Here is a 21715-nt window from a genome sequence, read left to right on the forward strand (position 1 = left end):
GGTCCGGTCGAACCGTCCGAGCAACGCCCGTCGGCGCGACCATGCGCCTTCGCTCGCAAGTCAATTGATTCTTGAACGAGGGAGGTAGCATGGCGGACGCTCACGCCGCTCAAGCTGATCAGCCGGCTGAGCCCGAGGCAAACACCTTCGCCGACAGGCTGAACCACCTCTTCGAGACCGTCTACCCGGTCGAGCGCGGCTACCCGTACACCGACGCCGAAGTGGCCCGTGCGGTCGATGTGTCGAAGACCTACATCGGCAACCTCCGCAAGGGCAAGAGCACCAACCCGGGGTACGAGCTGATCAAGGACCTTGCGGACTTCTTCAAGGTACCTGTCGCCACCTTCTTCGAGGGTGACGAAGGCGAAGAGGTCAGACGGAACCTCCACCTCCTCGGCGCGCTCAAGCAGGCCGGCGTCCGGCAGATTGCACTGCGCACCGTCGCTTCACTGCCCGACGAAGCCCTCGGCGCGCTCGTCCCGATGCTGGAGCATCTGGGGAAGGCCGACGGAACGCGCGGAAGGCTGCAGCCACGACGCAGCGCTTCGCACGAGGACCCTGACACCCCCGCCGGCCAATGAGCCCCGCCGGGGCGTGGGGAAAGCAGGGGTGCAGTGGAGTACGTGATATGGCGCTGGTCGATCAGTCACCCGGGGGGTGAGGGGATGAACAACAAGGAGCTTCGTCGGTACTGCACCGACGTGGTCAAGTCGCTGGACATCCCCGAGCGGGCTGATGTCAACGTCCTGTGCGACCGCATGGAGGAACTCCGCGGTCGCCCCATCTCCCTCATCGAGCTCCCGATGCCCACCGGTGCCGGGAAGCCGTGCGGACTGTGGTTGTCCACCGACGACGCCGACTACATCGGCTACCAGAAGTTCACCACGCAAGCGCATCAGCAACACATCATCCGCCATGAACTCGGACACATGGTGTGTGGGCACGAGGCTGCGCCCGTGATGCCCGACGAGGTGATTCGGCTGCTGATGCCCACGCTGTCACCCGACTTGGTTCGCAGCGTGCTCGGCCGGACCCAGTACTCGAACGAGGAAGAACGCGCGGCCGAGCTGGTCGCCTCTTTGATGCCCATGCAGGGCGATGTGGCCGTCCACCGTCCCGTGGCGAACGTGTCGCCGGGCGTGGCCAACCTCATCGTCCACATCGGGCGCTCGCTGGAGCGCAGTTGACATGGGGAACACTGGCGGGATGCTTCTGTTCAACCTCGTCTACGGCGTTCTGGCCGTCATCTCCTGGAGCGCGTTCCTCTACAAGTTCCGCGATCTGCTCCGCGACTGGAGAAACCGCGAACTGAGACTGGTGTGCCTGTCGATCGCCACGTTCGCCACCCCCTTCGTCGTCGCTTCGCCCTGGCTCTATGTGCGCATCGACGGGCTGCTGGGCATCACCAACATCGCCACCCTGATCGTGTACTGCTCCGTCGCGATCTGCATCACGTGCTTCCTGGCCCTGCTGGTGAGTTGGTCGTCCGCTCAGAACCGGGTCAAGATGTGGCACCGGCTGATCGTGTCGTATGCGGTCATCACCGTGGCCGCGATGATCACCTTCTTCTCGCTCGGCGATGTGAGTGACGGCGAGCACCATGTCGACTTCGACACGCACTATGCCGAGACCCCGTACATCACCCAGTTCCTGCTGGTCTACCAACTCCTTTACACGGTCGGCATGGTGGGCCTGGTCAAGATGTGCTGGCGGTACTCCAAGGTGGTCGATCGCGTGTGGCTGCGCCGCGGTCTGCGCACCATCGCCGCCGCTGCCATCGCCGGACTCGGCTACGGACCGATCAAGGTCGTCACTCTGGTCTGGGACCTCGTCGGGACCTCTCCGCTGGACACGGTCAACAACGTCGTGGCACCCATGTGCGCCAGCGTTTCCGCCTGGCTGTTCTCACTCGGGTTCACCATGCCGGCCTGGGGCGTCGGTCTCGACCGTGCTCGCGGGCGGGTCGGCGATTACCGCGCCTACAGGCGGCTTTGGCCTCTGTGGTCTGCTCTGACCCGCGCGTTCCCCGAGGTCGTGCTCTTCCCCGATCTGCACCCGGACGACCCACGACGGGCGCTGCGCGACGACGACCTGGCGTTCCTCGTCAACCGTCAGGTCATCGAGATCCGCGACGGACAACTGGCTCTCCAGCCGTACTTCGACCCCGCTGTTGCTCATGCCGCACGCGACATCAGCACGACCAACAAGGTCCCGGCCGACCAGGTCGAAGCCATCATCGAAGCCGCCCAGATCAAGGCGGCCCTCCAAGCACTCAAGGCCGGACAGGATCGCTCCCACGCCGCAGACGTCCCGCATGACCCGGCGGCCGGCGACATGATCGGCGAACGAGACTGGCTCATCCGTGTGGCCGACGCCTTCCGACGCAACGACGTCGTTCAGGAAGTGGCTGGCACCAGGACCGGACACCCACAGACCATGGGAGCCGCGAAACCATGACCACCACCCCCACGCTCTTCACGGACCGCCTCATGGCGGACCCGCACAACGTCTACGCCGAGCTGCGGGAAGCCGGCCCGGTCCACCGCACGAGCACGCCGGACGAGGCACCCGTGTGGCTGATCACCCGGTACCAGGACGTGCGCGAGGCTCTCAACGACCCACGGCTGTCGCTGAACAAAGCCAACGCCCACACCACCGGCCGATACCGGTCCTCCATGCCGCCCGAGCTCGACGCCCACCTGTTGAACATGGATCCGCCGGACCACACGAGACTCCGCCGACTGGTCTCGAAGGCGTTCACTCCGCGCCGGCTCGACGGACTCCGTCACAGCATCCAGGCACACACGGATGCGCTCCTGGACGCCGTCGTCGACCGTCCGACCGACCTCATGCAGGCTCTGGCGTACCCGCTGCCGATGGCCGTCATATGCGAACTCCTCGGCATTCCCACCGACGCTCGCCAGGACTTCCGGACCTGGACCAACAACCTGCTCTCCCCCGAGCCGGACGCCGCGGTGGACTCACGGACCGCCATGCGGGAGATGCACCGCTTCCTGGTCGATGTCATCGCAACCAAACGCGCCCACCCCACGGACGACCTGCTCTCGGCGATGATCGAGGCCCGCGACGAGCGCGACAGCCTCACGGAACCCGAGCTGCTCGCAATGGCGTTCCTGATCCTGTTCGCCGGCTACGACAACGCCGTCAACCTGATCGGGAACACGGCCCTCGCGCTGCTGCTCCACCCCGAGCACAAGCAGGCCGTGCTCGACGGCACCACCCCGGTCCAGGTCGTCCTTGAGGAGACCATGCGCTGGAACGCGCCGTTCACCCTGGGAGTCCGACGCTTCGCCCAGGAAGACCTGAAGATCGGCGGAGTGAACATCCCGGCCGGCGCCCGGGTCTGGGTCTCCCTGATCTCGGCCAACCGGGACAGCGCCCAGTTCGACGACCCCGACACCTTCGACCCAACCCGTACGCCGGCACACCTCGGCTTCGGCCACGGCATCCACTACTGCCTCGGCGCACCGCTCGCTCGCATTGAGGGAGAGGTTGCCCTGTCCAGCCTGCTGCAGCGTTTCCCCACCCTCACTCTGGCCGGCCCTGCCGACGAGCTGAAGTGGGTGCACTCGTTCCACCGGCGCGGCCTGCAGGAGCTACCCGTCACCTGGTGAAAGCGCAGGCCGCCGGCCACGCTCGCTCCAGGAGCGAGCGCCACTGACCGGGCTCGTCCAGCCCCCACGGGGGTGGGGCAGGACGAGCCCGCACGACACGAGGGCCCCAGGCGAACGAACCTGGGGCCCTCTGTGCTGCCCGCTGGAGCGCGCGGGCACCGGCCGAATCGGCCGGCTCGCCCCACCGGTTGACAAGGGCTGCCGGCTCCGTGGGGCCTCCATGACGGGCTCCACCCGAAGGCGACCGACCGCTGAGCTCGACATACCCATCGCTGCGGAACACCGGTCGGGAGTACGTCCACGAGACACGGCGCCCAGGCAGCTTCCCAGTGGCAGTGCGTCGAGGGAGCGAGCGGCTGAGAACACCGAGGAGCTCGAGCACGCGTGAGCCGGGCCCTACCTCACCGTCGCCGCCGGTGCGGCGGCAGGCCCGCGCCGGCATGAGGACGGCCCGGATACCGACGGGGGTGACAGCATCCGGGCCTGTGATCACTCTAGTGCCCACAGCTGAGCGAATGAGGCCGAGGCTGTTCATCAATGACCAAATTCGGCGCTATCTCCTGCCGGAGCCGACACCATCCCGGCCATGAGCGACCTTGAATCCCTGTTGGCGCCCAGTATCGGCCACATCGTGCAAGCACTGATGTCCCTCGAAGACACCTGCGCCCCAGTCTCATAGATGGCCGAAAATGTGCTGTGCTGCGGCCCCTGAGGGGCGGTGGTGGTCATCCGAAACGCTGTGGGAGCCGCTTGCGCGTGGGTTCGTTCACGTTCGGCAGCAGCGTATGTTCACTGGTTGCGGCGGCAGTTGGTGATCGACGAGCTCGTGAATGTTCACGAGGACCAGTGTCAGTGGCTGGGGACGGTCCGACAGATCAGGACAGAGATTCTGTTGTGTGCAGTGCAGGATCAGGCGCTGAAGGCGGCCGGACCGGCACCTTCACCGCCGCTGACTGCGCCACCTACCGACTGGTCCTGCTGCTTGCGGCAGCTCGCGACCGACAAGCCCGGACAGGAGCTGTCTGACGGATCACTCAGTGGCTGGGAGATGATCCCGGAGCACTGAACGACGAGCGCGTCGCGGAACTTCAGCGTCCGTCCCGCCGGATCAGATCGTGCGACGCGCTGCCGGGCTGGTCGTGTCCCGCCAGTCGCGCTCTGGCCGCGGCTCGTACCTCGGACGTCTCCATCGGGTCGTCGCGCAGTACTGCGATCCGCTCCAGGACGTCAGGGCCGTCCGGTGCCGAGGCAATCCCCATCAGCCGCGCCCTCTCCTCGCAGTCCCAGAGGGACTCGGTGTACGCGTAGTCCAGGCCGCCCCGGTCGACAGCAGCGAGCGCCTCCAGGTACACGGCCCGCTCGTACGAGTGGGGCGTGTGCAGCCAGAAGCGCCGCAGGTAGGGCACCGCCCCCGCGGCGTCGGGTCCGAACCGGGCCACACGCCGCGCCGTCGCATCGGGGCCGCACCAGGCCCGCGTTGCCCACTGCTGTGCGAGTTCCGCCACCAGTCCCGGCACGGCCTCGGGGCCGGAGTGATCGGCCAGCACCTCCGCTCCCAGCTGAGCCAGCCACGGGCGCCCGTCCTGCGCCCACCCCTGCGCCGCCGGTACCGCCAGTGCACCGAGACGCTCAACCTCCTGCCTGAGCAGGGGAAATGGCCGTCGCCCGTCAGGGGTGCCGAGCGAGGGAACCAGCGGGATCAGCGCCTCCACGGGCTCTCGGCGGCTCAGCGCACGCAATGCGTCGACCTTCGTGTTGAATGCGGCAGAGCGGTCGGCGAGCAGGGTGAGGAGCACATCGTCGCTGAGCCCGGCCAGGGACGGCCGCGGAACGAACGGGCGGGACCGCACCTTGATCCCGAACCGGGTCCACGGCTCGATGGACCATGGAAGCTCCTCTTCTCCGCCGATCCGTGCGCGTGCGACGTCACCGAGGTCTTCCCACCACTCGGCCGGCCAGCCGGCCGAGACCGACTCGAGTACGCCGACCCAGTGCGGCCCTTCCCTGATGTACGTCCGGAGCCCTTCCCGGGCCTGCTCCCATCCGGCGAGTGCCAGCAGTTCCAACACCTCGCAGGCGCGCGAGGTCGCTTCCTCGTCCTCGGCCAGCTGGTCTATGACCGGCATCGGGGACAGCCCCAGGTCCCGAACCAGCCTGGCCAGATACAGAGCGCGGTCGTCGGTTCCATCCCATCGCCAGTCACGACGGATCCCGTCGTACACGAACCCGACAGCCCCCTGCGGATCCTGGAACGCCCGTACCGCGCCCAAGCCACGCCCCCGCTGCAGCAGGCCCTCGACAGAGTCGGGAGGGGCGTACGCCATGGTGTCTTCATCGCTCATCACCCGGCACCCTGCCCGACCGCAGATCCGGCCGCCAGGCAATATCGGCCGGCCCCCACCGGGCAGGCTGCTTTTGCCGGTCCGGCCCTTGCTGAACAAGCGGGCCGGCTGGTGGCGTCATGGATCGGCATTCAGGTCAGCTGTCGCGGGGCCAGCCGGAGCAGATCCGACATCAGGATGCCCTGCAACACCCCCGATCCCGGTCGACACCGAGCGTGGCCCCACCGCACGGGGGTGAGAAGCCATCCGCAATCCGAATGTGATCGTTGGGTTTCTGCTGGTCGGGCATGAACTCCGGCTCGGGGCGGGAGAGTTCGGGCGTTCGTCTGCTCGCGTCACGTTCGTGGAGGTGGCTGATGCCGTCGGTGCTCGGTCTGCTGGAGGCCAGGGAGAAGAAGGTCCGGGAAGAGGTGGCTCGGCTGCGGGAGGAGGCCGAGCGGATCACGGCCGCGCTCAGCGCGGCGGAAGTGCAGCTGGAGCGGCTCGGCCAGGCCCGCGAGACGGTCATCGAGGTGCTGGCCAAGCCGGTCGCCGAGCCGATGGGGCAGGTCCGGGCCGCCGCGGTGACGGGGTCGACGGTGCCGCATCGGGTCGAGGGTGTCGACGCTGCGGTGCTCGCGCCGGAGTACCAGCGGGTCATGTCGGTCCTGGCTGCGCCGGAGGCTGACGGTGGAATGCGGGCGAAGCAGATTGCACTCGCCCTGGGCGAGCCCGCGACTCCGGCCCGGGTGGAGGGGGTGCGCTCGCGGCTGAAGCGGCTGGCCGCGCGGGGCTGGGCCGCCGAGGTGGAGCCGGGACTGTTCACCACAGTCACGGCGATGGCGCCGGCGGCCGTCTGAGGAAGGTATCCCGGCGGCGTCCGGCCAGGCGGGCGCTCATCAGCATGGTCATGGACCACAGCACCATGGCCTCGTGCATCTCGGGGAGCGTCTCGACGTCGCGCACCAGACGACGCGAGCGAACGAGCCAGCTCAACGTGCGCTCCACTCCCCACCTGCGCGGCAGCACCACGAAGCCCGTGGTGTCGTCGGAGCGTTTCACGATCTCGAGAGTGAGCCGGAGCTTCTCGGCCGCCCAGTCGACCAGGTGCCCGGCATAGCCGGAGTCCGCCCACACCAGGCAGATGGAGAAGTACCGCTGGCGCAGCCGGGTCAGCAGCGGCACCGCGGCGTGGCGGTCCTGCACGCTCGCCGCGGTCACCAACACCGCCAGCACCAGGCCGAGACAGTCCACCACCACGTGTCGTTTCCTGCCCGGCACGTTCTTCCCACCGTCCCACCCGGATGTCGAACGCGGGATGTTCGCCGCGGCCCGCACGGACTGCGAGTCCACGATCGCCGCACTCGGATCTACATCGCGGCCCTCCTTCGCCCGGACGCGGTCGCGGAGCCGGTCGTGGAGCTCGGCGAGTAGACCGGTCACCTGCCAGCGGCGGGTGAAGGCGTGCCCCCGCCGATACGGCGGGAAGTCCACGGGGAGGTTCGCCCACTTGATCCCGTTGTCGACGACGTACCTCACGGCGTCGAGCATCTGTTCGGTGGCAGTAGCCTTCCGGCCGCCCGCCCTGCCCCTGAAGCCAGGCCGGCACCGGCACTGACCGGCGCATTTCCTGCCACTCGGCCTCCGTCATGTCCGAGACGTAGCACGGGATGCGGTCCGGGTGGTCCGCGGCGTTCCCGAACCGATGCGCGAGGCAGTCGCACACCGACAGGCGGGAGTTGGACGGGACGGACACGCTCACGCAAGACTGCGACAACAGGGCCTCCGGAAGCTCGGGCTGACTCGCGTCGCCGAGCTACCAGGAGGTCCTGCTTTCTTGCCCCGCTCCCGCCGCGTTCACCCGAACAGGAACCCTGTTCGACCGGCAACTCCACTAAGACCAGCCACTTCCCGTCGCGCATCAGGGTCCGTCCGGGCATCTCGGGAACCGTGCCCCACGCCTGCAGCACCTGCGGGGTGACCTGGAAGAAGACGTACGAGGGGTGGTCCTTGCGAGGGTCCCAGCCATCCTTGGCGGCGAAGGCGTCGCCAAGCGCCTCGCCCTAACGCCTGCTCGCGGCTACCGCAACAATTCCACTCAGGACGCCGAGTGCCACACACAACGGTGAGTACAGGAAAGTGTTCAACCGCTGGAATTCGATGGCGGCTCCGGAGTTCATGAAGTATCCGCCCAGGCCACGGGCGAGCAGAACCACCGTCAGGCCGTACATACCCACCAGCCGCAGCCAGCCTGGGCCGATCCCCGGGATGGACTCATTGACCATAAGGGTGAGCACAGCGCCACCGATCAGTGCCAGACCCACCAGAACGGTGCCCGGTGCCGGCGGCATCTTGTCATCGTCGACGCCACCAATCGTCCTGGAAAACGTCACCGCATCGCTCATCGGCCAGGGGGAGAACGCCCAGATGAAGTGCAACAGGCCAATTGTCACGAGGACAATCGTCAATGCCATGGGGACCACAGTGCGGACCATACTCAGTGCTCCAATCCCGTGCCGACGCATGCGGCTCTAGTATGGCAACGGCCCTCTCCTCCAACGCAGTTGGCCCCTCGCGCGAGACCTGTGCGGTCAGATGCAGTCAGAGCACCAGTACGGACACGCTCACGCAAGACTGCGACGAGGGCCTCCGGAAGCTCGAGCTGGCTCGCATCGCCGAGCTACCAGGAGGTCCCGCCTTCATGCACCGCCCCCGCCGCGATCACCCGAACAGGAACCCCGTTCGACCGGCAACTCCACTGACCGGAATGCGGATGGCTTCTGAGCCAGAACCCGTGCTCATGGACGAATCCACACCGGCTCCTGTCGAGACAGCGACGGACTGTTGACCGGGGAGTGGATGGCGAGGCAGGCGTCAGATCCGAGGGAGGGATCTGGCGGCGATGCCACCCTCGACAGACAGGACCCGGTGCAGCCGGGTCGCCACCAGCAGGCGCTGCATCTGCAGCGGCACGTGGCGCAGGACGAGTCGTTCAACGCACACCCTGCATTCGGCCAGAGGGAGTCGGGCAGGACCTCCGGCCCGCCAGGTCACTGCAGGCCAGGCACCGGTGACCCGCCTGTCTTTGAGGCGGTCGCGACCGGGATCCCGGCTCCCCGATCCGGACTCGGACCGCCGAGAGTCCGACCCTCGACGGCCCTCACGGACCATGCTTGTTCCTCCCGTGCAACCCGCAGGTGTCTCCGCCGCCCGGGCCTATCTGCAACCCCGGGCCCACCGGTTCGTTCCGGTGAGGCAAAATCTCGGGAGTTGGAAGGCCTGACGGCAGGTAACAGTCCCGGCAAGGCCATGGAGCGTGACAGGCGTGGGGACCGAAAATGGCCGAACCGGTAGTTCGGGGGTTGGCCGCGGGCCGCTATCAGCTGAATGAGCTGATCGGGCGCGGAGCCATGGGCGCAGTGTGGGCGGCCCAGGACGTGAAGCTGGGGCGTGCGGTCGCGGTCAAGGAGATCCGGGCACGCGTCGATCTCGATCCCGAGGAGTGGCGCCGACGGGCGGAGCGGGCACTTCGGGAGGCCAGGGCCGCAGCACTGATCCAGCACCGGAACGTGGTCGTGGTTCACGATGTCGTCATGGACGAGGACCGGCCCTGGATCATCATGGAACTCGTGGCGGGGCGTTCCCTCGCGGAGGAACTGACCGGCGGCCTCGTGACGGTCGGCGATGCGGCTCGCATCGCTCGCGAGGCGCTGGACGGGCTGATCGCGGCCCACGCGACCGGCGTGGTGCACCGTGATGTGAAACCGTCCAATCTTCTGCTGGCCCGGCCGGACGGCCGTACCGTTCTGACCGACTTCGGCATCGCCTCGATGGCCGGCGCCGACACACTGACCGTTCCTGGCGGGATGATCGGCACACTCGACTATCTGTCGCCGGAACGCGTTCAGGGCCTGAGAGCCGTACCGGCCTGTGATCTGTGGTCCCTGGGAGCAACCCTCTACGAAATGGTCGAGGGACGCTCTCCGTTCCGCCGCAACAACGAGTTCGCGACCCTCCAGGCCGTGCTCGAGGGAACGTTCGACCCGCCCCGGAATGCCGGTCCGCTCAGCGAGGTCATCGCCGGCCTGCTCACCAAGGACCCGTCGCAGCGGATGACGGCGTCCGTGGCCCGCTCCCTGCTGATTGCCACCGAGCGCCCCGATGCACCACCCCCGCACGGACTCACACTGCGCCCGAGGGCGCAGACCGACATCGCTCGGTCCGCTCAACCTCCCCACGATCGGCGGCGATCCCCGTCCGGATCGAGCTCCGCCTCCGTGGAAGGTCAGGCCGCACCTCTTCCGGTTGACCAACACAGACCCATCCGGCCCCAGGACACAGGCCCGGCACGGGCTCCCGGTCGCTTCTCCCGCCGCTGGCTCACCCGTGCACTCATCGGCTCGGCGGTCGTCACTCTGGCCGCCGTAGGTCTCTATGCCGTACCTCCGCTGCTGGCCGAACGGCACCCCAGTGCCCCCGACACCCAAGCCGTACCCGGGCCGGTGTCACCAACAGCAGCCCGCCCGGGCTTTCGCGCGATCAGCGACCCTGCCGGATTCACCGTGGAAATCGGCAAGGACTGGTCCGGACCCTATGCGGACAAACGCCGCGTCTTCTACTACTCAGCAGACCGAACCTGCCGACTCGGTGTCCACCTGGCTCCGCCCGACGGAAAGGGTGACCCATACGCCGAGCTCTCGGCGCAGGACAACGATGGCACGGGTACATCCGAGGTCGCCGATTACCCGAAGTACCGGCGAGTGCGCCTGGAGCGGATGGAGCACAACGGCTCGCCGGCCGCCATCTGGGAGTTCACCTGGTACGACACCGCTTCCGGTGTTCGCCATCGCTCGATCGACCTGAGATACACCAAGAACGGTCGTACGTACGACTTCTGGGTCGCGGGCCCCGACAGCGCAGCCCCCACCGTCCGAAAACACTTCGATGCGGCAAGGGACAGTTTCTCCCCCACTCGGATAAAGCACGGGTAGTGGGCGGTGGGCCGGAGCTTGGGGCCGGTCGCCTGCCTGGACACAGTGCGCGGTCAGCCCTCTCCCCGCGACCGATCGCCGGCCACCCACCGCCGCACCCACAGCACCGCACCTGCTTCGACGGCTGATTCTGCGTCGGCGCCGATGCGATGCGGCCCGTGGCCGACGCCGCAACGACCCGGACAAGCCCTTGTCGCAGCGAGAGCGGCATCCGCAGGGGCGGCCGAGCACTCGCCACCCCAGCCGGAATCCCTCCGGGAGACGTCGACTACGGAACGAGGCCGTCCCGGACGAGACGGAATGCGGCTGCCGGATCGGCGGCGCGTGTGACCGTGCGGCCCACAACGACATGTGAGGCTCCAGCAGTGATGGCAGCACGCGGTGTCCCGGCGCGGGCATGGTCAGCCGGTGCTTCACCGGAAAGCGTCACTCCAGGCGTGACAATCAGGGCGTCGGCACCCAGTGCGCTGCGCAAGGCCGCGACATCCTGCGGTGAGGCGATCACGCCGTGGCAGCCGGCCTTGCCTGCCAGGCGGGCCAACCGGAGCACCTGCATCTCGGTCGAGTCGCCGACGCCCACGTCGGCAAGATCCTCGTCGGTCATGCTGGTGACCACGGTCAGGGCCAGGACGCGCAGCTCCGGGTAGTCGCGGGCGGCGTCGACAGCGGCCTTCAGAATGCCTTTTCCACCCATGCTGTGCACGGTCACCATGGATACGCCCAGAGCCCCCGCTGCGCGAACCGCACCAGCGACGGAGTGGGGGATCTCGAAGAGCTTGAGGTCCAGGAAGACCTCCTTGCCTTGCGCAACAAGGTGCTTGATGAAGTCGGGGCCAACCGCCGTGAGGAGCTCGAGGCCGACTTTGTAGACACGGCACTCGTCGCCCAGCTGATCGACGATGTCGTGGGCAGTCCGACCGCTGTCGCAATCCAAGGCGACGATGACCTGGCTGTTCGGATCCATGAAGATCATTGTGCCCCACCACCGCGACCCGGTGATCGATTCCGGTAGCCGGCACCAACAGAGCCCAGCCGCTGGGAGGGGGCGACCGGGCCGGGTGACGCATCAGAAGGCAGGGAGATGCCGACGGGGTTGGACCTCGACATCGGCCTCAGGGACTGATGTCGCGCCCGGACACGGGCACACGGCATCGTGTGAGCTCATGTCGGCGGTAGGGGCGGCTTCACTGCCCGGGCTTGGGTGCCTGAGTGGTGAACTCCTCATGGACCATGCGGTCGTACTCGTTGCCGTTGAGGTATTTCCACTGACCCACGTAGATCGGGTCCACACCGATGTGCTGAAGACCGGCGACGAGCTGCCGAAGTGTGTGCCGGGGAAATCCTGATGAGGGATGTTCGCTTGGGAAGATGCGGATGTCGGTCTTGCTGCGGGCCTTGGTATGGGTGCGCGAGATGTTGATGTCGATGCCTGCGAACTCGGCCTCGACCCACTCCCAGTAGTTCTCCGCGTCGGCAATGTGCACCTGCGCGTCAAGCGCTGTCGCGAGCTGTCTGAGTGAGAGTCGGCTCCGGAACCAGACGTCGGTGGTCTCTTGGGCTTCCATGGCTGTATCAGTCCCTTCGGCCGGAGAACCGGCACCTGAATGGTGGCGGCTGCTGTGCAGAAATGGGGCGGTCGCCACATCGTGATCACGAATGTCGGAGTCAACTGAAACACACGGAACCATGAAGTCGCACCCAGGTATTGGCCGTTGGACGGTTGCACAGCGGGGGCCGAGTCGCCTGGGCCGGCGCGTTCCCCGGCCGGGCCTGCGCAACGAGGTCGGGGCACGGCCCTGCCTCGACTGCACCCTCCGCAGGGTCTTCGGGGCGGAGAGCTGGTCAGCCGGGCCCCGGCCGGGCGACCGACGTGGGAGGCGGCGGACATCACCTCAGAGGTGCACGCCGATATGGCGGGACTTTCACCCGGCATTCCGGGCGGACATGTGCGCCGGTCCGCCCACCCCGAGGCGGTGCCCTCCGGCATGCTCGGACCAGGAAGTGCGACAGCAGAGTCAGTCCTGCGCCCAGCCGTCCTCACGCACCCGCGCCGCCAGGTCCATCTTGGTGTACGTCGGACGGCCGGCCTGCTGGTACTTGTCCTTGACCCGGTCGAGGTAGTACTTGGCCGTGTGCGGGCTGACGCCGACACGGCGCGCCGTTGCCTTCAGCGTGAGGCCGGAGGCGTACTCCAACAGCACCTGACGCTCCTTCGGCGACAGGCTCGGCCGGGCCGGACCGTCATCGTGCGCCCAGGCGAACGCCAGTTCTGCGGAATGGGCTGTACCGCCCGCCGCCACCTCCTCGATCGCACTGACCAGGGTCGGCAGATCGTGGTCCTTGGTGAGGTAGCCGTCCGCACCTGCCGCGATCGCGGCGACGATGCGTCTGCGGTCCGCCACGGTGCTGATGACGAGCACCCGCGGGCCGGCGGCTCGCAGCCGCCGGATGTTCTCCGGTGGATGTGATCCATCACCGAGGACCAGGTCCAGCAGGACGACGTCGAACGCCGGCGGTGCTTCTGCACCCTCGTCGGAGCCCATGGCGGTGAGCAGTTGGTCCACTGTGCACGCCGTCGCTGCCAGCCGCACTTCCGGCACTTCGGCCAGCCAGACCCGCAGCCCGTCGAGCAGCATCCGGTCGTCGTCCACCACGGCCACGGTGATCACGCCGGCCACCGCAGTTCGATACGGGTGCCCTCGCCTGGCGCACTGTCCACACACGCCATGCCACCGCACTCGCGCATCCGGGCACCCACGGAGGAGCGCAGGCCGAGTCCCTTGGCGACGGTGTCCGGGTCGAAGCCGACGCCACGGTCGACCACAGTGACCACGACCCGGTCGTCGTCGCCGGTGACCGTGACATGGGCGCGGCCCGTACCGGCGTGGCGCAGCACGTTGTTCAGCGCCTCCGTGACGGCGTCACCGAGCGCAGCCGCAGCATGGGGCGGGATCTCCGACAGGCCGTCGTACTGGGCACTCACCCGCAGCCCCAGGCTCTCCACCGACCGCACCGCGTACTCGATCGCCGCCGCGGTCCCGGGCGCGCGGTCCTCCTCCGACTGCTGCTGCACCAGACGACGCAGATACGCCGCTTCCCTGGCGCACCGCTCCCGCACCGGCGGCGCGTCGATGTCGGCTCGGCCGCTCGCGATCGCTGTCAGTGTCGCCAACACCGTGTCGTGCAGCGCTCGGTGGTGAGCGATCCGCTCCGCGTACCGTGCCCGTCCGGCCTCGGCGGCGAGAGCCTGCGCGGTGGCGGCGTCGAGCAGCCTGCCCTGCCGCCGCAGGTACCACCAGAAGACACGGGCCAGCACGGCCGACGAGACGATCGCGTTGAGGTGCGCGGCGATGACGGCGACGTCCGCGCCGGTCGGCCAGTACGCGGCCGTGTGGGTCGCCAGCAGCACCGCGACCGCGCCGGCCACCGCTGCCGGTCTCGCGAACGCGACCGCCGCCACCGCACTGGCCGAGCCGCCGAGCAGCATGGACCACGCGATGTCCGCCGGCCGGTGTGCCCCGCCCGCATAGACCACGAACGGCAGCACACACCCCACGAACACGACGTCCACCAGCGGCGGCCAGGCATTGAACCAGCCTTTCGACCGTGCGGTGCCGAAGAGCAGCAGACTCACCGACAGGGCGACGGCGAGCCCAGCCCAGGACAGCGCACTGCCCCGCTGGTGCTGTACCACTGCGAGCACTCCGACCACCAGATGGCTGGCCCGGTACAGCCCCGTCGCCAGAACCATGAATGCCTGGGCCCGCTGAAGCCCCGAACCCACGCTCACGGCACGTCTCCCCCACCCACACAACCCCCCTGAAACGGCGGTACAGCGCGATGGCCCGGGCCCGCTACGTTCGAGGCGTTCCGGCACCGGACACGACGAGCCATCAGACCATTGCGTCGGGTCACGGCGCCGCCCGGAATTCAGGCAAACAAGGAGGCAAAGTGGCTCGAAGTGTGCGCAGTGGGGGGATACTCGCGGTTCTGGCGTCACTGCTCGTTCTGCTGATCCCCGGTACGGCCACCGCGGCCGATCCGCCGGTCCGCTACACGTCATGGATCACCAACGCCGCCATCTACGAGATGCGGGCCTCGTACTCGTGGCAGTGCATGGATGTACGCGGCGAGTCGCAGAACCCGGGCGCGATCATCCAGCGCTTCGACTGCAAGGGCAAGCTGCACCAGCGCTTCTACTTCCAGCCCTCCGGCACCCCCGGTCTCTTCATGATCGGTGTGTACGGGAAGTACTGCATCGGCGCCCAGAACGCCTCGGTCGCGGACGGCACGCCGATCGTGCTCGGCCACTGCCAGGGTCCGGGCCAGCACTTCCGGTGGGTCGACCGCGGCAACGACCACTGGGAGATCGTCGAGGCCGCCAGCGGCAAATGCCTCTTGGACACCGGCCGTCGCAGCGCGATCCAGTTGGGCGCGTGCGGCAACATCGCGGAGCCCTACCCCAGCCTCTGGACCCCCCGCTACGACCGTCAGTACAACTACACCAGCGTCTGGGGCTGAGAGGCTCACCGAACTCCGCCGCCCGCACGAGCGCGTGAGTCGCCCCCACTCCCTTCGACGAGCCGAACGCCGAGCCCACGGCCCGGAGCACTGGCTGACTCGACGAAGCATGTGAACCAGCACGGCCACCGGTGGTGTCGCGGCAAGGACAGGGGACTTGCCGCGACGCCCTCCGTGCTCCCCCGGTGACCCGCGCCCCGCCACGCAGCGTGCCTGCTCGACCGTGCGCGATCGGTCGGGCTCGGTCCGATTCGGGCCCCGAAGGACCCACAGGACCCCGCACGGAGCCGACCACCAAGCTGGTGAGGCGCCGTCGGCCACCCCACCAGCTTGGTGGTCGGCCCCGGAAATCCTTCGGGGGTCGACATCGGGGCGCGATTCCACATCGGTCCGTTGGTGGTCTGGGGTGGCGAAGTGGGGCTGTCAGGCACAGTCAAAGGTGTCCGCGTGGAGGCGGTCGGTGGGCCCAGCGGGGTTCCGGGGCTTTGATCACGTCGGGGAGGCGGAATATCGGCGGCACTGGCCTTGTTGCTCGCCATTGTTGATCAACGAGGAGGTCCTGTGCCTGTGATCCTTCGGCCCCGCGCGCTACGTTCCGGCGACCTCGTGGTCGTTACCGCACCCTCGGGCCAGCTTGAGCCGGGTGAGGAACCACTGCTCGCCCGCGGTGTGGCGATACTGGAGCGGATGGGTTTCCGCGTGCGAGTCAGCCCGATGGTCGACCCAGCGCAGAATCGCTGGTGGGCGTCGGGTACTCCGGCGGAGCAGGCCGCCGAGCTCAATGGTCTGCTCCGGGACCCGGAAGTGCGGGCCATCGTCGCGCACACCGGTGGACAGGCGACCATCGGCTATCTCGATTTGATCGATCTGGACGCGATCCGGGCCGACCCGAAGCCGATCCTCGGCTACAGCGATATCTCGCTGCTGCACATGGCGTTGTACGCCGAGACCGGCCTCGTCGGCTTCCACGCCGACATCGTCACCCACGGTTTCGGCAGCGATTGGTACACGTTGGGCGACGAGTCCCGTCGGTCCGAACTCGTCGACCTCTACGCCCGTGTGCTTACCAAGGCCGAGGCGCCGGGCGTGCTGCCGGCGATGGGGGCTTGGGAGACCTGGCGGCCGGGCCGCGCGCAGGGACCACTGGTCGGCGGCTTGCTGAACCGCCTGGTCCTGCTGCAGGCGACACCGTTCGCACTGGCCGCCGAACGGTTCGACGGCGCCGTCTTGTTCTGGGAAGAGCTACAGCGGCCGGTCACGCGCATCTGGAACGACCTGCATGCCTTGCGGCTGTCCGGTGTGCTGGACCGGATCGCGGGCATGGTGGTCGGCATCCCGTGTGAGGTCACGCCCTACGAGGGCGGCGGAGACCGGGTCGGTCTGCGCGACGTTGTGCTCGACGTCCTGGCGCAGCGTGACATCCCCGTCCTCGCCCAGGTCGACTTCGGCCACACCTCGCCGAACCTGCCGCTGCCTCTCGGTGTCCGCGCAGACGTAGACGCGGACAACCAAACGCTGTCCCTGCTCGAGTCGGCGGTCGCGGAAAGCTGAGTTCTGTTGGATGTCGGCGCGGGCCCGGAGAGCTGCCACCCGTCGTGTTCCGCTGCTCCCGATCGGCCCGTCTGACATGCCGGTTGCGCCAGCCTGTCCGATCTTCTTGACCGCTGCCGAGCGCGAGCGACTGAAGAAGTTGGCCCATGGCCACAAGACCGAGCACCGGCTGCGGTGCCGTGCGCAGAACGTCCTGCACGCGGCACGGGAACACTCCAACGCGCGCATCGCCCACGAGACCGGCCTGCACCTGGACACGGTTCGTGCCTGGCGCGGCCGGTTCGCCCGCGGCGGCCTGCCGGCCCTGGCCGACCGTAAACGCTCAGGGCGCCCGGCGCGTGCCGTGCGGACGCTGCTAAGCAGCTCGGGCGGCAACCAGTGAGGCCCGGATCCGACTGACGGCACGCAGGATCTCGTCACGGTTCTTCGCTCGCTTGATCCAGGTCGGAAGGCAGGCCACCAGCGTCATCTTCTGCCCGGTGTCGTACCAGGGTGCTCGCTCCCGCAGCGGTGCCTGGACGAAACGACGGATCAAGTCGAGGTGTTCGAGGTTGTACGCCCACAACCACCCGTGCCGGGTCTCGACCTGGAGCCACAGCGGCAATCCGAAGTACGGATCCGTCGCTGATTGAGCCGTGCCGGGAGAGAGCGTGACACGACGGCCGCTCCACACCCGCGACAGACCGCAGCCACGGCAGACCAGACGTCGCGGCCTGAACAGAATCCGGGCCCCGGGACCGGAGTCTTCGGGCGCCGGCACGACACGGGCGGCCTTCTCGCAGCCGGGGCACTGCACAATGATCAAGCTGATGAAGTCGTACTCCGTGCTGCATGGATCCCGGAACCGACCAGAGAACAAGGCCATGCGGTGAGTATGCAACCGCACCGCAGAACAACGCACCCCGATTCGACCGCTCGCGCTCAGGCCTGCCGGCCACTGCCATTGCCGGACGGAGGTCAAAAGAACAGGTTCAGACCCAGTTGGCCCACCCAAAGGTCAAGAGATAGGCCCGCCGGCCCGCCTCCAGACCTCGCATGCCCCGGACGAACATGACCAGCAGCGCGATGAGCAGTGCGGCGGCAAAGGCTCCGGCTACTAGTGCCCCGGCGACGGGCCCCGCGAAAAAGCTCACAATCACACTCGCGACGATGACGATCCCCAGCCCGAAGTGCGCGGCGGGCAGGTCAGCTCTGATCGCCTCACGCAACCCCCTGCGCGACGCTCGCATGCCGGACTCGTACCGCTCCCGCGCCGCTTCCGAGTCGGCAGCGGGCCCCTCGCACCACTCTTCCATCACCCTCCCCTGTTGCTGTTCGCACGGAGCCTCACGCGTGGGCTCCTCCTCCCACGGCGATCGGCCACGAACGAGCAGGTGCGGTCTCGAGCACGACCCATCGGACAAGTTCCGGCCGAGGGGCTGCTCGTGCAGGCCGGAGAACGCGGCGCGGTGACGGTCGAAGCTCACTTCCGCGACCCCGAGCCCTTCCGCGACCCCGAGCCCGGCCCAACCGCCCCGGCCACAGATCGTTTTCGCGAGTCCCACGGCGCCCCACGCCCCCGCATGCGTCACTCAGCGTGTACGCACCACAGAAGCCGGGCCAGAACCCGGGTCTCGACAGCGATGGTCCTCGATTTCGTCAGGCACCCGGATCGGGACGGAGCCGACGTTCTCCAGATCGAGAACGGACATACCCAGAGATCGTCGCCGACGTGACGCGGGCGGCCGGGCCTCGGCGCCCGAACCGGAACCGGCTGATACGCCCCGTACCCTGCGGTCCGACGCGCCGTGAACCGCTGCCGGAACCCCGGGGCGGGCGGGTGCTCGGTCACCTGCGTTCACGCGCCTGCCCCGCGTTCGGGGCGTCCACGGCAGCGAGGACCGCACCCCGACGTCGGGGTGCGGTCCTCGGACCGGGCGTTGAGCGTACGGGTACCCGGACTACCTACCGGGCAGCCCGCCCGACGAGCGGGATCCGGAGCCGCCCGGTTCGGCGGGGGCCCAGGTGGGCTTGGCCTTCGCCTCGGCGGGATCGGGCTCGGCGAGCGTGAGGCCCCAGGAGTCGTCCTCGCCGATGCGTGCCTCGATCTCCTTGATCTGGCCGCTCTTGGCGAAGTACAGGACCACGACCTGCCGCACCGACCCCTCGTCGTAGAAGTCCGCCGCCACCTCGCCCTTGGCGGCTGCGCCGAAGGCCTTGACCCAGTTGCGCGCCGTGGCGTCGGCGGAGGTGTCGTCGACGGCCAGGTCGGCCAGGGCCTCGGTGTCACCGTCGGCGAGCCGCCACACGGCCTTCTGAACCGTGTCGAGGCTTCCCGTGGAGGGGTAGCCGACGACACGCAGCGGCTTGTGGTTGTCGTAGTCGGTCTGGTACTCCAGGGACTCATCCGACGTACAGCCCGTCAGGAGCCCGCCCACGACCACGGCGGCCACGGCGACGCCGGGGACCCTCTTCTTCCGCGCCATGGTCAGTTCCTGGCCTTCGGGCGGAGGACGATGACCCGCTCGATGTAGTTGGCCTTGCCGCGGTACCGCAGGATGGCCGCGGCGAGGCTGGTCCTGTTCGAGGCGCCGTGCTGGATCAACTGGAGTCCGTGCCGGTTGCGCTCCACGATAGCCACGTGGTTGTACACCTTCTCCTTCTTCCACTTGAAGAGCACGAGGTCCCCGGGCTTCGCGTAGACGGACGAGATGTGCGTCGCCCCGCGGTAGCCGATCATGTGCCGGCGGAAGTTCTCGGCGGCGGACCAGGTGTAGCTCTTGTTCTTGATGCTGCCGAAGAGGTAGTACTGCTGCCACCAGGCGCGGTCGTGCTTGCGCCCGCCGTTGCGGGTCTTCATCCCCCCACCGTAGTAGAGGGCCTTCGACACGAAGTTGGTGCAGTCCTGGCCGTACTCCTTGGGTGTGTTGATATTGCGCGACGCCCACCTGACCGTTCCGGAACCCGACACGGGTGCGGCGCGCTTGGCGCGCACGGCGGACATCGGGGCCGCCGGGGCCGCTTCCTCGACCGGCAGGCCGTCCGCGTCGAGCTCGATCGGCACATCGGGCACCTCGCTGATCGGGCCCGGCGCCTCGTCGGCCGTCTCCAGCCCGTTCTCCGCCGACGCCGACAGCACGGTCTCCGCCGCGGGGGCGTCCGCCTCGACGTGGAGGATCGGCGCGCCGCTGTTGGTGCTGAAGGTGAACCGCTGCTCCCGCCGTCCCTCCTCGGGCTCACCGGTGGAGTCCTCGGCCATCAGCACGGCCGTGTCCTCGACGACCGCGCGCAGGAACACGGTGCCGTTCTCGTCCACGCCCACCAGCACGTCGGACAGCTTGGTCGCCATCTCCGTGTAGCGCTGCTGGTGCCTGGCCAGCACCTCTCGGGACTCGACGAGGTCCGCGGCCTGGGCACCGAGCAGGTCCTGGAACGAGGCCCCACGGGAGCTCGCCGCAAGGGCGGCGGCGGCCGTCGGACGCGTGTTGCTCAGGATGGCGCTGCGTGCGTCGAAGTACTGCTGCACGATCTCGCGGTAGGTGGCTGCGCCACCGGGCACGGCCACGGTGGTCACCGGTTCCGACGTGACCACGGGGCCGGTGCCGTGCGGGGTACGTGCCGACACCTTCACGCGGTAGGAGGTGGCGTTCTGCAGCCCGTTCACCACGATGTGGGGGTCCCGGGTGGTCGCCTTCGCGGCCTCGCTCCCGTCCTCCCTCGAGACGACGACCGTGTACTCCGCACCGTCGGCCGACGAGCCCAGGTCCTGCGGCGCGTTCCACGTCGCCAGCAGTCCGCCGTCACCGGCGGTCGCCCGCAGATCCTGCGCAGCGCCCGGCGCGGTCGGTGCCACGTAGTCGATGACCAGCTGCGGCCGCTTCGCCGCCTCCGGGCTGCGGCTGGAGTGGTACGAGACGCTCGATGCGACATCCGCGGTCGGGAGCCGCAGAGCGAGTCCCTCTCCGGTTCCCTCGTCGAGCCAGGACTGCACGACCGGGGTCAGGTCCTGGCCGTCCGGGAGCGCGGCGTCGGCGAACGGGGCGTCGTCCAGAACACCCAGCAGGCCGGTGCCGTTCCGCGGAGCAGCCCAGGGCTCGTGCAGCTGGTACATCCCCACCGGCCGATGGGCGCAGGTCGCGGTGCCGCACTCGGCCGGTGACAGGAGCAACCTGGCACGGGTGATCCTGGCGCCCGCGGGCACCTTGCTCAGATCGGGCTTGAGCCAGGCGGCCCGCTCGTTGTCGGCGCCGCCGCCCAGTGTCAGCCGGGCGTCGTTCACGGCCGGGCAGCCGCCGGACGCGCAGGCCGGACCGCCGACGGTCACCGTGGTGTCCTCGAGGGAGGCACCGGTGAGGGTGACGGAGGTGGTCTGCGGGGCCTTGGGCTCCGGGGTGGCCGTGGCAGTGAACTCCTGCTCGTACGACCAGGCCGAGCAGCCCAGATCGGTGCAGGCGCGCATCGCCCAGAGGTAGGCCGTTCCTGCCTGGAGAGCGCCTTCGGGCACCCGGGTGACCGCGCGTTGGCCGCTGTCCACCCACGCCTCGGGGACGGTCACACCCGGCAGCTGCTTGCCGTCGGCGTCACGGAGGACGAACTCGGCCCGTACGCGGCCCTGTTCCGGGCTGGAGACCAGTCCGGAGAGCAGCGGGGTGAGGGACTGGGTAGCACCCGACTCCAGCGCCTGCGGCATGTCCGGCAGGCCGCCAGGGCGGTGGCC

General features: G+C 68.5%; 20 protein-coding genes and 1 pseudogene. 9 read left to right on the plus strand and 12 right to left on the minus strand.

Annotation, left to right across the window (positions count from 1 at the left end; translation table 11 throughout):
- Positions 1 to 89: 89 nt before the first annotated feature.
- The 4 genes from AC068D_RS28985 (at position 90) to AC068D_RS29000 (ending at position 3635) form a co-directional block, all read left to right on the plus strand.
- Entirely contained in the window at positions 90 to 581 is a 492-nt protein-coding gene (locus tag AC068D_RS28985; protein WP_478826047.1) for a helix-turn-helix domain-containing protein, read from the plus strand.
- 84 nt (positions 582 to 665) lie between these two features.
- Entirely contained in the window at positions 666 to 1187 is a 522-nt protein-coding gene (locus AC068D_RS28990) for a hypothetical protein (RefSeq protein WP_478826048.1), read from the plus strand.
- A gap of 19 nt (positions 1188 to 1206) precedes the next feature.
- The gene (locus AC068D_RS28995; protein WP_478826049.1) at positions 1207 to 2457 is read left to right on the plus strand and encodes an MAB_1171c family putative transporter; all 1251 of its coding nucleotides are present in this window, start codon (positions 1207 to 1209) and stop codon (positions 2455 to 2457) included.
- Entirely contained in the window at positions 2454 to 3635 is a 1182-nt protein-coding gene (locus tag AC068D_RS29000; protein ID WP_478826050.1) for a cytochrome P450 family protein, read from the plus strand. Before AC068D_RS28995 ends, AC068D_RS29000 begins: the two co-directional genes overlap by 4 nt.
- A 1088-nt stretch (positions 3636 to 4723) precedes the next feature.
- Here AC068D_RS29000 and AC068D_RS29005 read toward each other — a convergent pair.
- On the minus strand, positions 4724 to 5977 hold the full coding sequence (locus tag AC068D_RS29005) for a hypothetical protein (protein ID WP_478826051.1): 1254 nt from the start codon (positions 5975 to 5977) through the stop codon (positions 4724 to 4726).
- A 356-nt stretch (positions 5978 to 6333) separates the two neighbouring features.
- On the opposite strand from AC068D_RS29005, the gene AC068D_RS29010 reads away from it, so the two are divergent.
- On the plus strand, positions 6334 to 6816 hold the full coding sequence (locus tag AC068D_RS29010; protein WP_478826052.1) for a hypothetical protein: 483 nt from the start codon (positions 6334 to 6336) through the stop codon (positions 6814 to 6816).
- Here AC068D_RS29010 and AC068D_RS29015 read toward each other — a convergent pair.
- From AC068D_RS29015 to AC068D_RS29025, 3 genes and pseudogenes are all read right to left on the minus strand, one after another.
- Positions 6788 to 7495: an IS5 family transposase gene (locus tag AC068D_RS29015; protein WP_478826053.1), complete on the minus strand. Its 708-nt coding sequence runs from the start codon at positions 7493 to 7495 to the stop codon at positions 6788 to 6790. The two genes, AC068D_RS29010 and AC068D_RS29015, sit on opposite strands and share 29 nt — an antisense overlap.
- Positions 7496 to 8019: 524 nt before the next feature.
- On the minus strand, positions 8020 to 8430 hold the full coding sequence (locus AC068D_RS29020; RefSeq protein WP_478826054.1) for a DUF3995 domain-containing protein: 411 nt from the start codon (positions 8428 to 8430) through the stop codon (positions 8020 to 8022).
- A gap of 400 nt (positions 8431 to 8830) precedes the next feature.
- A pseudogene (locus AC068D_RS29025) lies at positions 8831 to 8947 on the minus strand (anti-anti-sigma factor); the annotation flags it as partial.
- A gap of 347 nt (positions 8948 to 9294) precedes the next feature.
- Between AC068D_RS29025 and AC068D_RS29030 the strand changes: the two are divergent.
- Positions 9295 to 10947 (plus strand): serine/threonine-protein kinase, encoded by a 1653-nt coding sequence (locus tag AC068D_RS29030; protein ID WP_478826055.1) that lies wholly within the window; start codon positions 9295 to 9297, stop codon positions 10945 to 10947.
- 268 nt (positions 10948 to 11215) lie between these two features.
- Here AC068D_RS29030 and pyrF read toward each other — a convergent pair whose 3' ends face one another.
- From pyrF to AC068D_RS29050, 4 genes are all read right to left on the minus strand, one after another.
- The gene (gene pyrF, locus AC068D_RS29035; protein ID WP_478826056.1) at positions 11216 to 11911 is read right to left on the minus strand and encodes an orotidine-5'-phosphate decarboxylase; all 696 of its coding nucleotides are present in this window, start codon (positions 11909 to 11911) and stop codon (positions 11216 to 11218) included.
- 220 nt (positions 11912 to 12131) lie between these two features.
- Positions 12132 to 12512, minus strand: a complete 381-nt coding sequence (locus tag AC068D_RS29040; RefSeq protein ID WP_478826057.1) for a hypothetical protein — start codon at positions 12510 to 12512, stop codon at positions 12132 to 12134.
- A 450-nt stretch (positions 12513 to 12962) separates the two neighbouring features.
- Complete coding sequence (locus AC068D_RS29045) at positions 12963 to 13625, minus strand: response regulator (protein ID WP_478826058.1); 663 nt, start codon at positions 13623 to 13625, stop codon at positions 12963 to 12965.
- Entirely contained in the window at positions 13613 to 14737 is a 1125-nt protein-coding gene (locus AC068D_RS29050) for a sensor histidine kinase (RefSeq protein WP_478826059.1), read from the minus strand. The genes AC068D_RS29045 and AC068D_RS29050 overlap by 13 nt, the downstream gene beginning before the upstream one ends.
- 161 nt (positions 14738 to 14898) lie before the next feature.
- On the opposite strand from AC068D_RS29050, the gene AC068D_RS29055 reads away from it, so the two are divergent.
- The 3 genes from AC068D_RS29055 (at position 14899) to AC068D_RS29065 (ending at position 17401) form a co-directional block, all read left to right on the plus strand.
- A complete protein-coding gene (locus AC068D_RS29055; protein ID WP_478826060.1) occupies positions 14899 to 15468 on the plus strand; it encodes an RICIN domain-containing protein in 570 nt (189 codons plus the stop codon).
- A 561-nt stretch (positions 15469 to 16029) separates the two neighbouring features.
- Positions 16030 to 17019 carry a S66 peptidase family protein gene (locus AC068D_RS29060; protein ID WP_478826061.1) on the plus strand — a complete coding sequence of 330 codons (990 nt, stop codon included), beginning with the start codon at positions 16030 to 16032 and terminating at the stop codon, positions 17017 to 17019.
- A 106-nt stretch (positions 17020 to 17125) separates the two neighbouring features.
- Positions 17126 to 17401, plus strand: coding sequence for a helix-turn-helix domain-containing protein (locus AC068D_RS29065; RefSeq protein WP_478826062.1), 276 nt, complete (start codon positions 17126 to 17128; stop codon positions 17399 to 17401).
- Here the strand turns inward: AC068D_RS29065 and AC068D_RS29070 are convergent.
- The 4 genes from AC068D_RS29070 to AC068D_RS29085 form a co-directional block, all read right to left on the minus strand.
- The gene (locus AC068D_RS29070) at positions 17375 to 17884 is read right to left on the minus strand and encodes a hypothetical protein (RefSeq protein ID WP_478826063.1); all 510 of its coding nucleotides are present in this window, start codon (positions 17882 to 17884) and stop codon (positions 17375 to 17377) included. The genes AC068D_RS29065 and AC068D_RS29070 overlap by 27 nt on opposite strands.
- 106 nt (positions 17885 to 17990) lie before the next feature.
- Positions 17991 to 18314, minus strand: coding sequence for a hypothetical protein (locus AC068D_RS29075; RefSeq protein WP_478826064.1), 324 nt, complete (start codon positions 18312 to 18314; stop codon positions 17991 to 17993).
- Positions 18315 to 18959: 645 nt separating this feature from the next.
- Complete coding sequence (locus AC068D_RS29080; RefSeq protein ID WP_478826065.1) at positions 18960 to 19484, minus strand: hypothetical protein; 525 nt, start codon at positions 19482 to 19484, stop codon at positions 18960 to 18962.
- Between the two features lie 2 nt (positions 19485 to 19486).
- Entirely contained in the window at positions 19487 to 21688 is a 2202-nt protein-coding gene (locus tag AC068D_RS29085) for an amidase domain-containing protein (protein ID WP_478826131.1), read from the minus strand.
- Between the last annotated feature and the right edge of the window lie 27 nt (positions 21689 to 21715).

This window comes from Streptomyces sp. NPDC043861 (assembly GCF_056435905.1).

What these genes read in the sequence shown, in the direction of transcription:
- AC068D_RS28985 (WP_478826047.1), top strand. Translation starts at nt 90, where the DNA reads ATGGCGGACGCTCACGCCGCTCAAGCTGATCAGCCGGCTGAGCCCGAG.
- AC068D_RS28990 (WP_478826048.1), top strand. Translation starts at nt 666, where the DNA reads ATGAACAACAAGGAGCTTCGTCGGTACTGCACCGACGTGGTCAAGTCG.
- AC068D_RS28995 (WP_478826049.1), top strand. Translation starts at nt 1,207, where the DNA reads ATGCTTCTGTTCAACCTCGTCTACGGCGTTCTGGCCGTCATCTCCTGG.
- AC068D_RS29000 (WP_478826050.1), top strand. Translation starts at nt 2,454, where the DNA reads ATGACCACCACCCCCACGCTCTTCACGGACCGCCTCATGGCGGACCCG.
- AC068D_RS29005 (WP_478826051.1), bottom strand. Translation starts at nt 5,977, where the DNA reads ATGAGCGATGAAGACACCATGGCGTACGCCCCTCCCGACTCTGTCGAG.
- AC068D_RS29010 (WP_478826052.1), top strand. Translation starts at nt 6,334, where the DNA reads ATGCCGTCGGTGCTCGGTCTGCTGGAGGCCAGGGAGAAGAAGGTCCGG.
- AC068D_RS29020 (WP_478826054.1), bottom strand. Translation starts at nt 8,430, where the DNA reads ATGGCATTGACGATTGTCCTCGTGACAATTGGCCTGTTGCACTTCATC.
- AC068D_RS29030 (WP_478826055.1), top strand. Translation starts at nt 9,295, where the DNA reads ATGGCCGAACCGGTAGTTCGGGGGTTGGCCGCGGGCCGCTATCAGCTG.
- pyrF (WP_478826056.1), bottom strand. Translation starts at nt 11,911, where the DNA reads ATGGATCCGAACAGCCAGGTCATCGTCGCCTTGGATTGCGACAGCGGT.
- AC068D_RS29040 (WP_478826057.1), bottom strand. Translation starts at nt 12,512, where the DNA reads ATGGAAGCCCAAGAGACCACCGACGTCTGGTTCCGGAGCCGACTCTCA.
- AC068D_RS29070 (WP_478826063.1), bottom strand. Translation starts at nt 17,884, where the DNA reads ATGGCCTTGTTCTCTGGTCGGTTCCGGGATCCATGCAGCACGGAGTAC.
- AC068D_RS29075 (WP_478826064.1), bottom strand. Translation starts at nt 18,314, where the DNA reads ATGGAAGAGTGGTGCGAGGGGCCCGCTGCCGACTCGGAAGCGGCGCGG.
- AC068D_RS29080 (WP_478826065.1), bottom strand. Translation starts at nt 19,484, where the DNA reads ATGGCGCGGAAGAAGAGGGTCCCCGGCGTCGCCGTGGCCGCCGTGGTC.
- AC068D_RS29085 (WP_478826131.1), bottom strand. Translation starts at nt 21,688, where the DNA reads ATGCCGCAGGCGCTGGAGTCGGGTGCTACCCAGTCCCTCACCCCGCTG.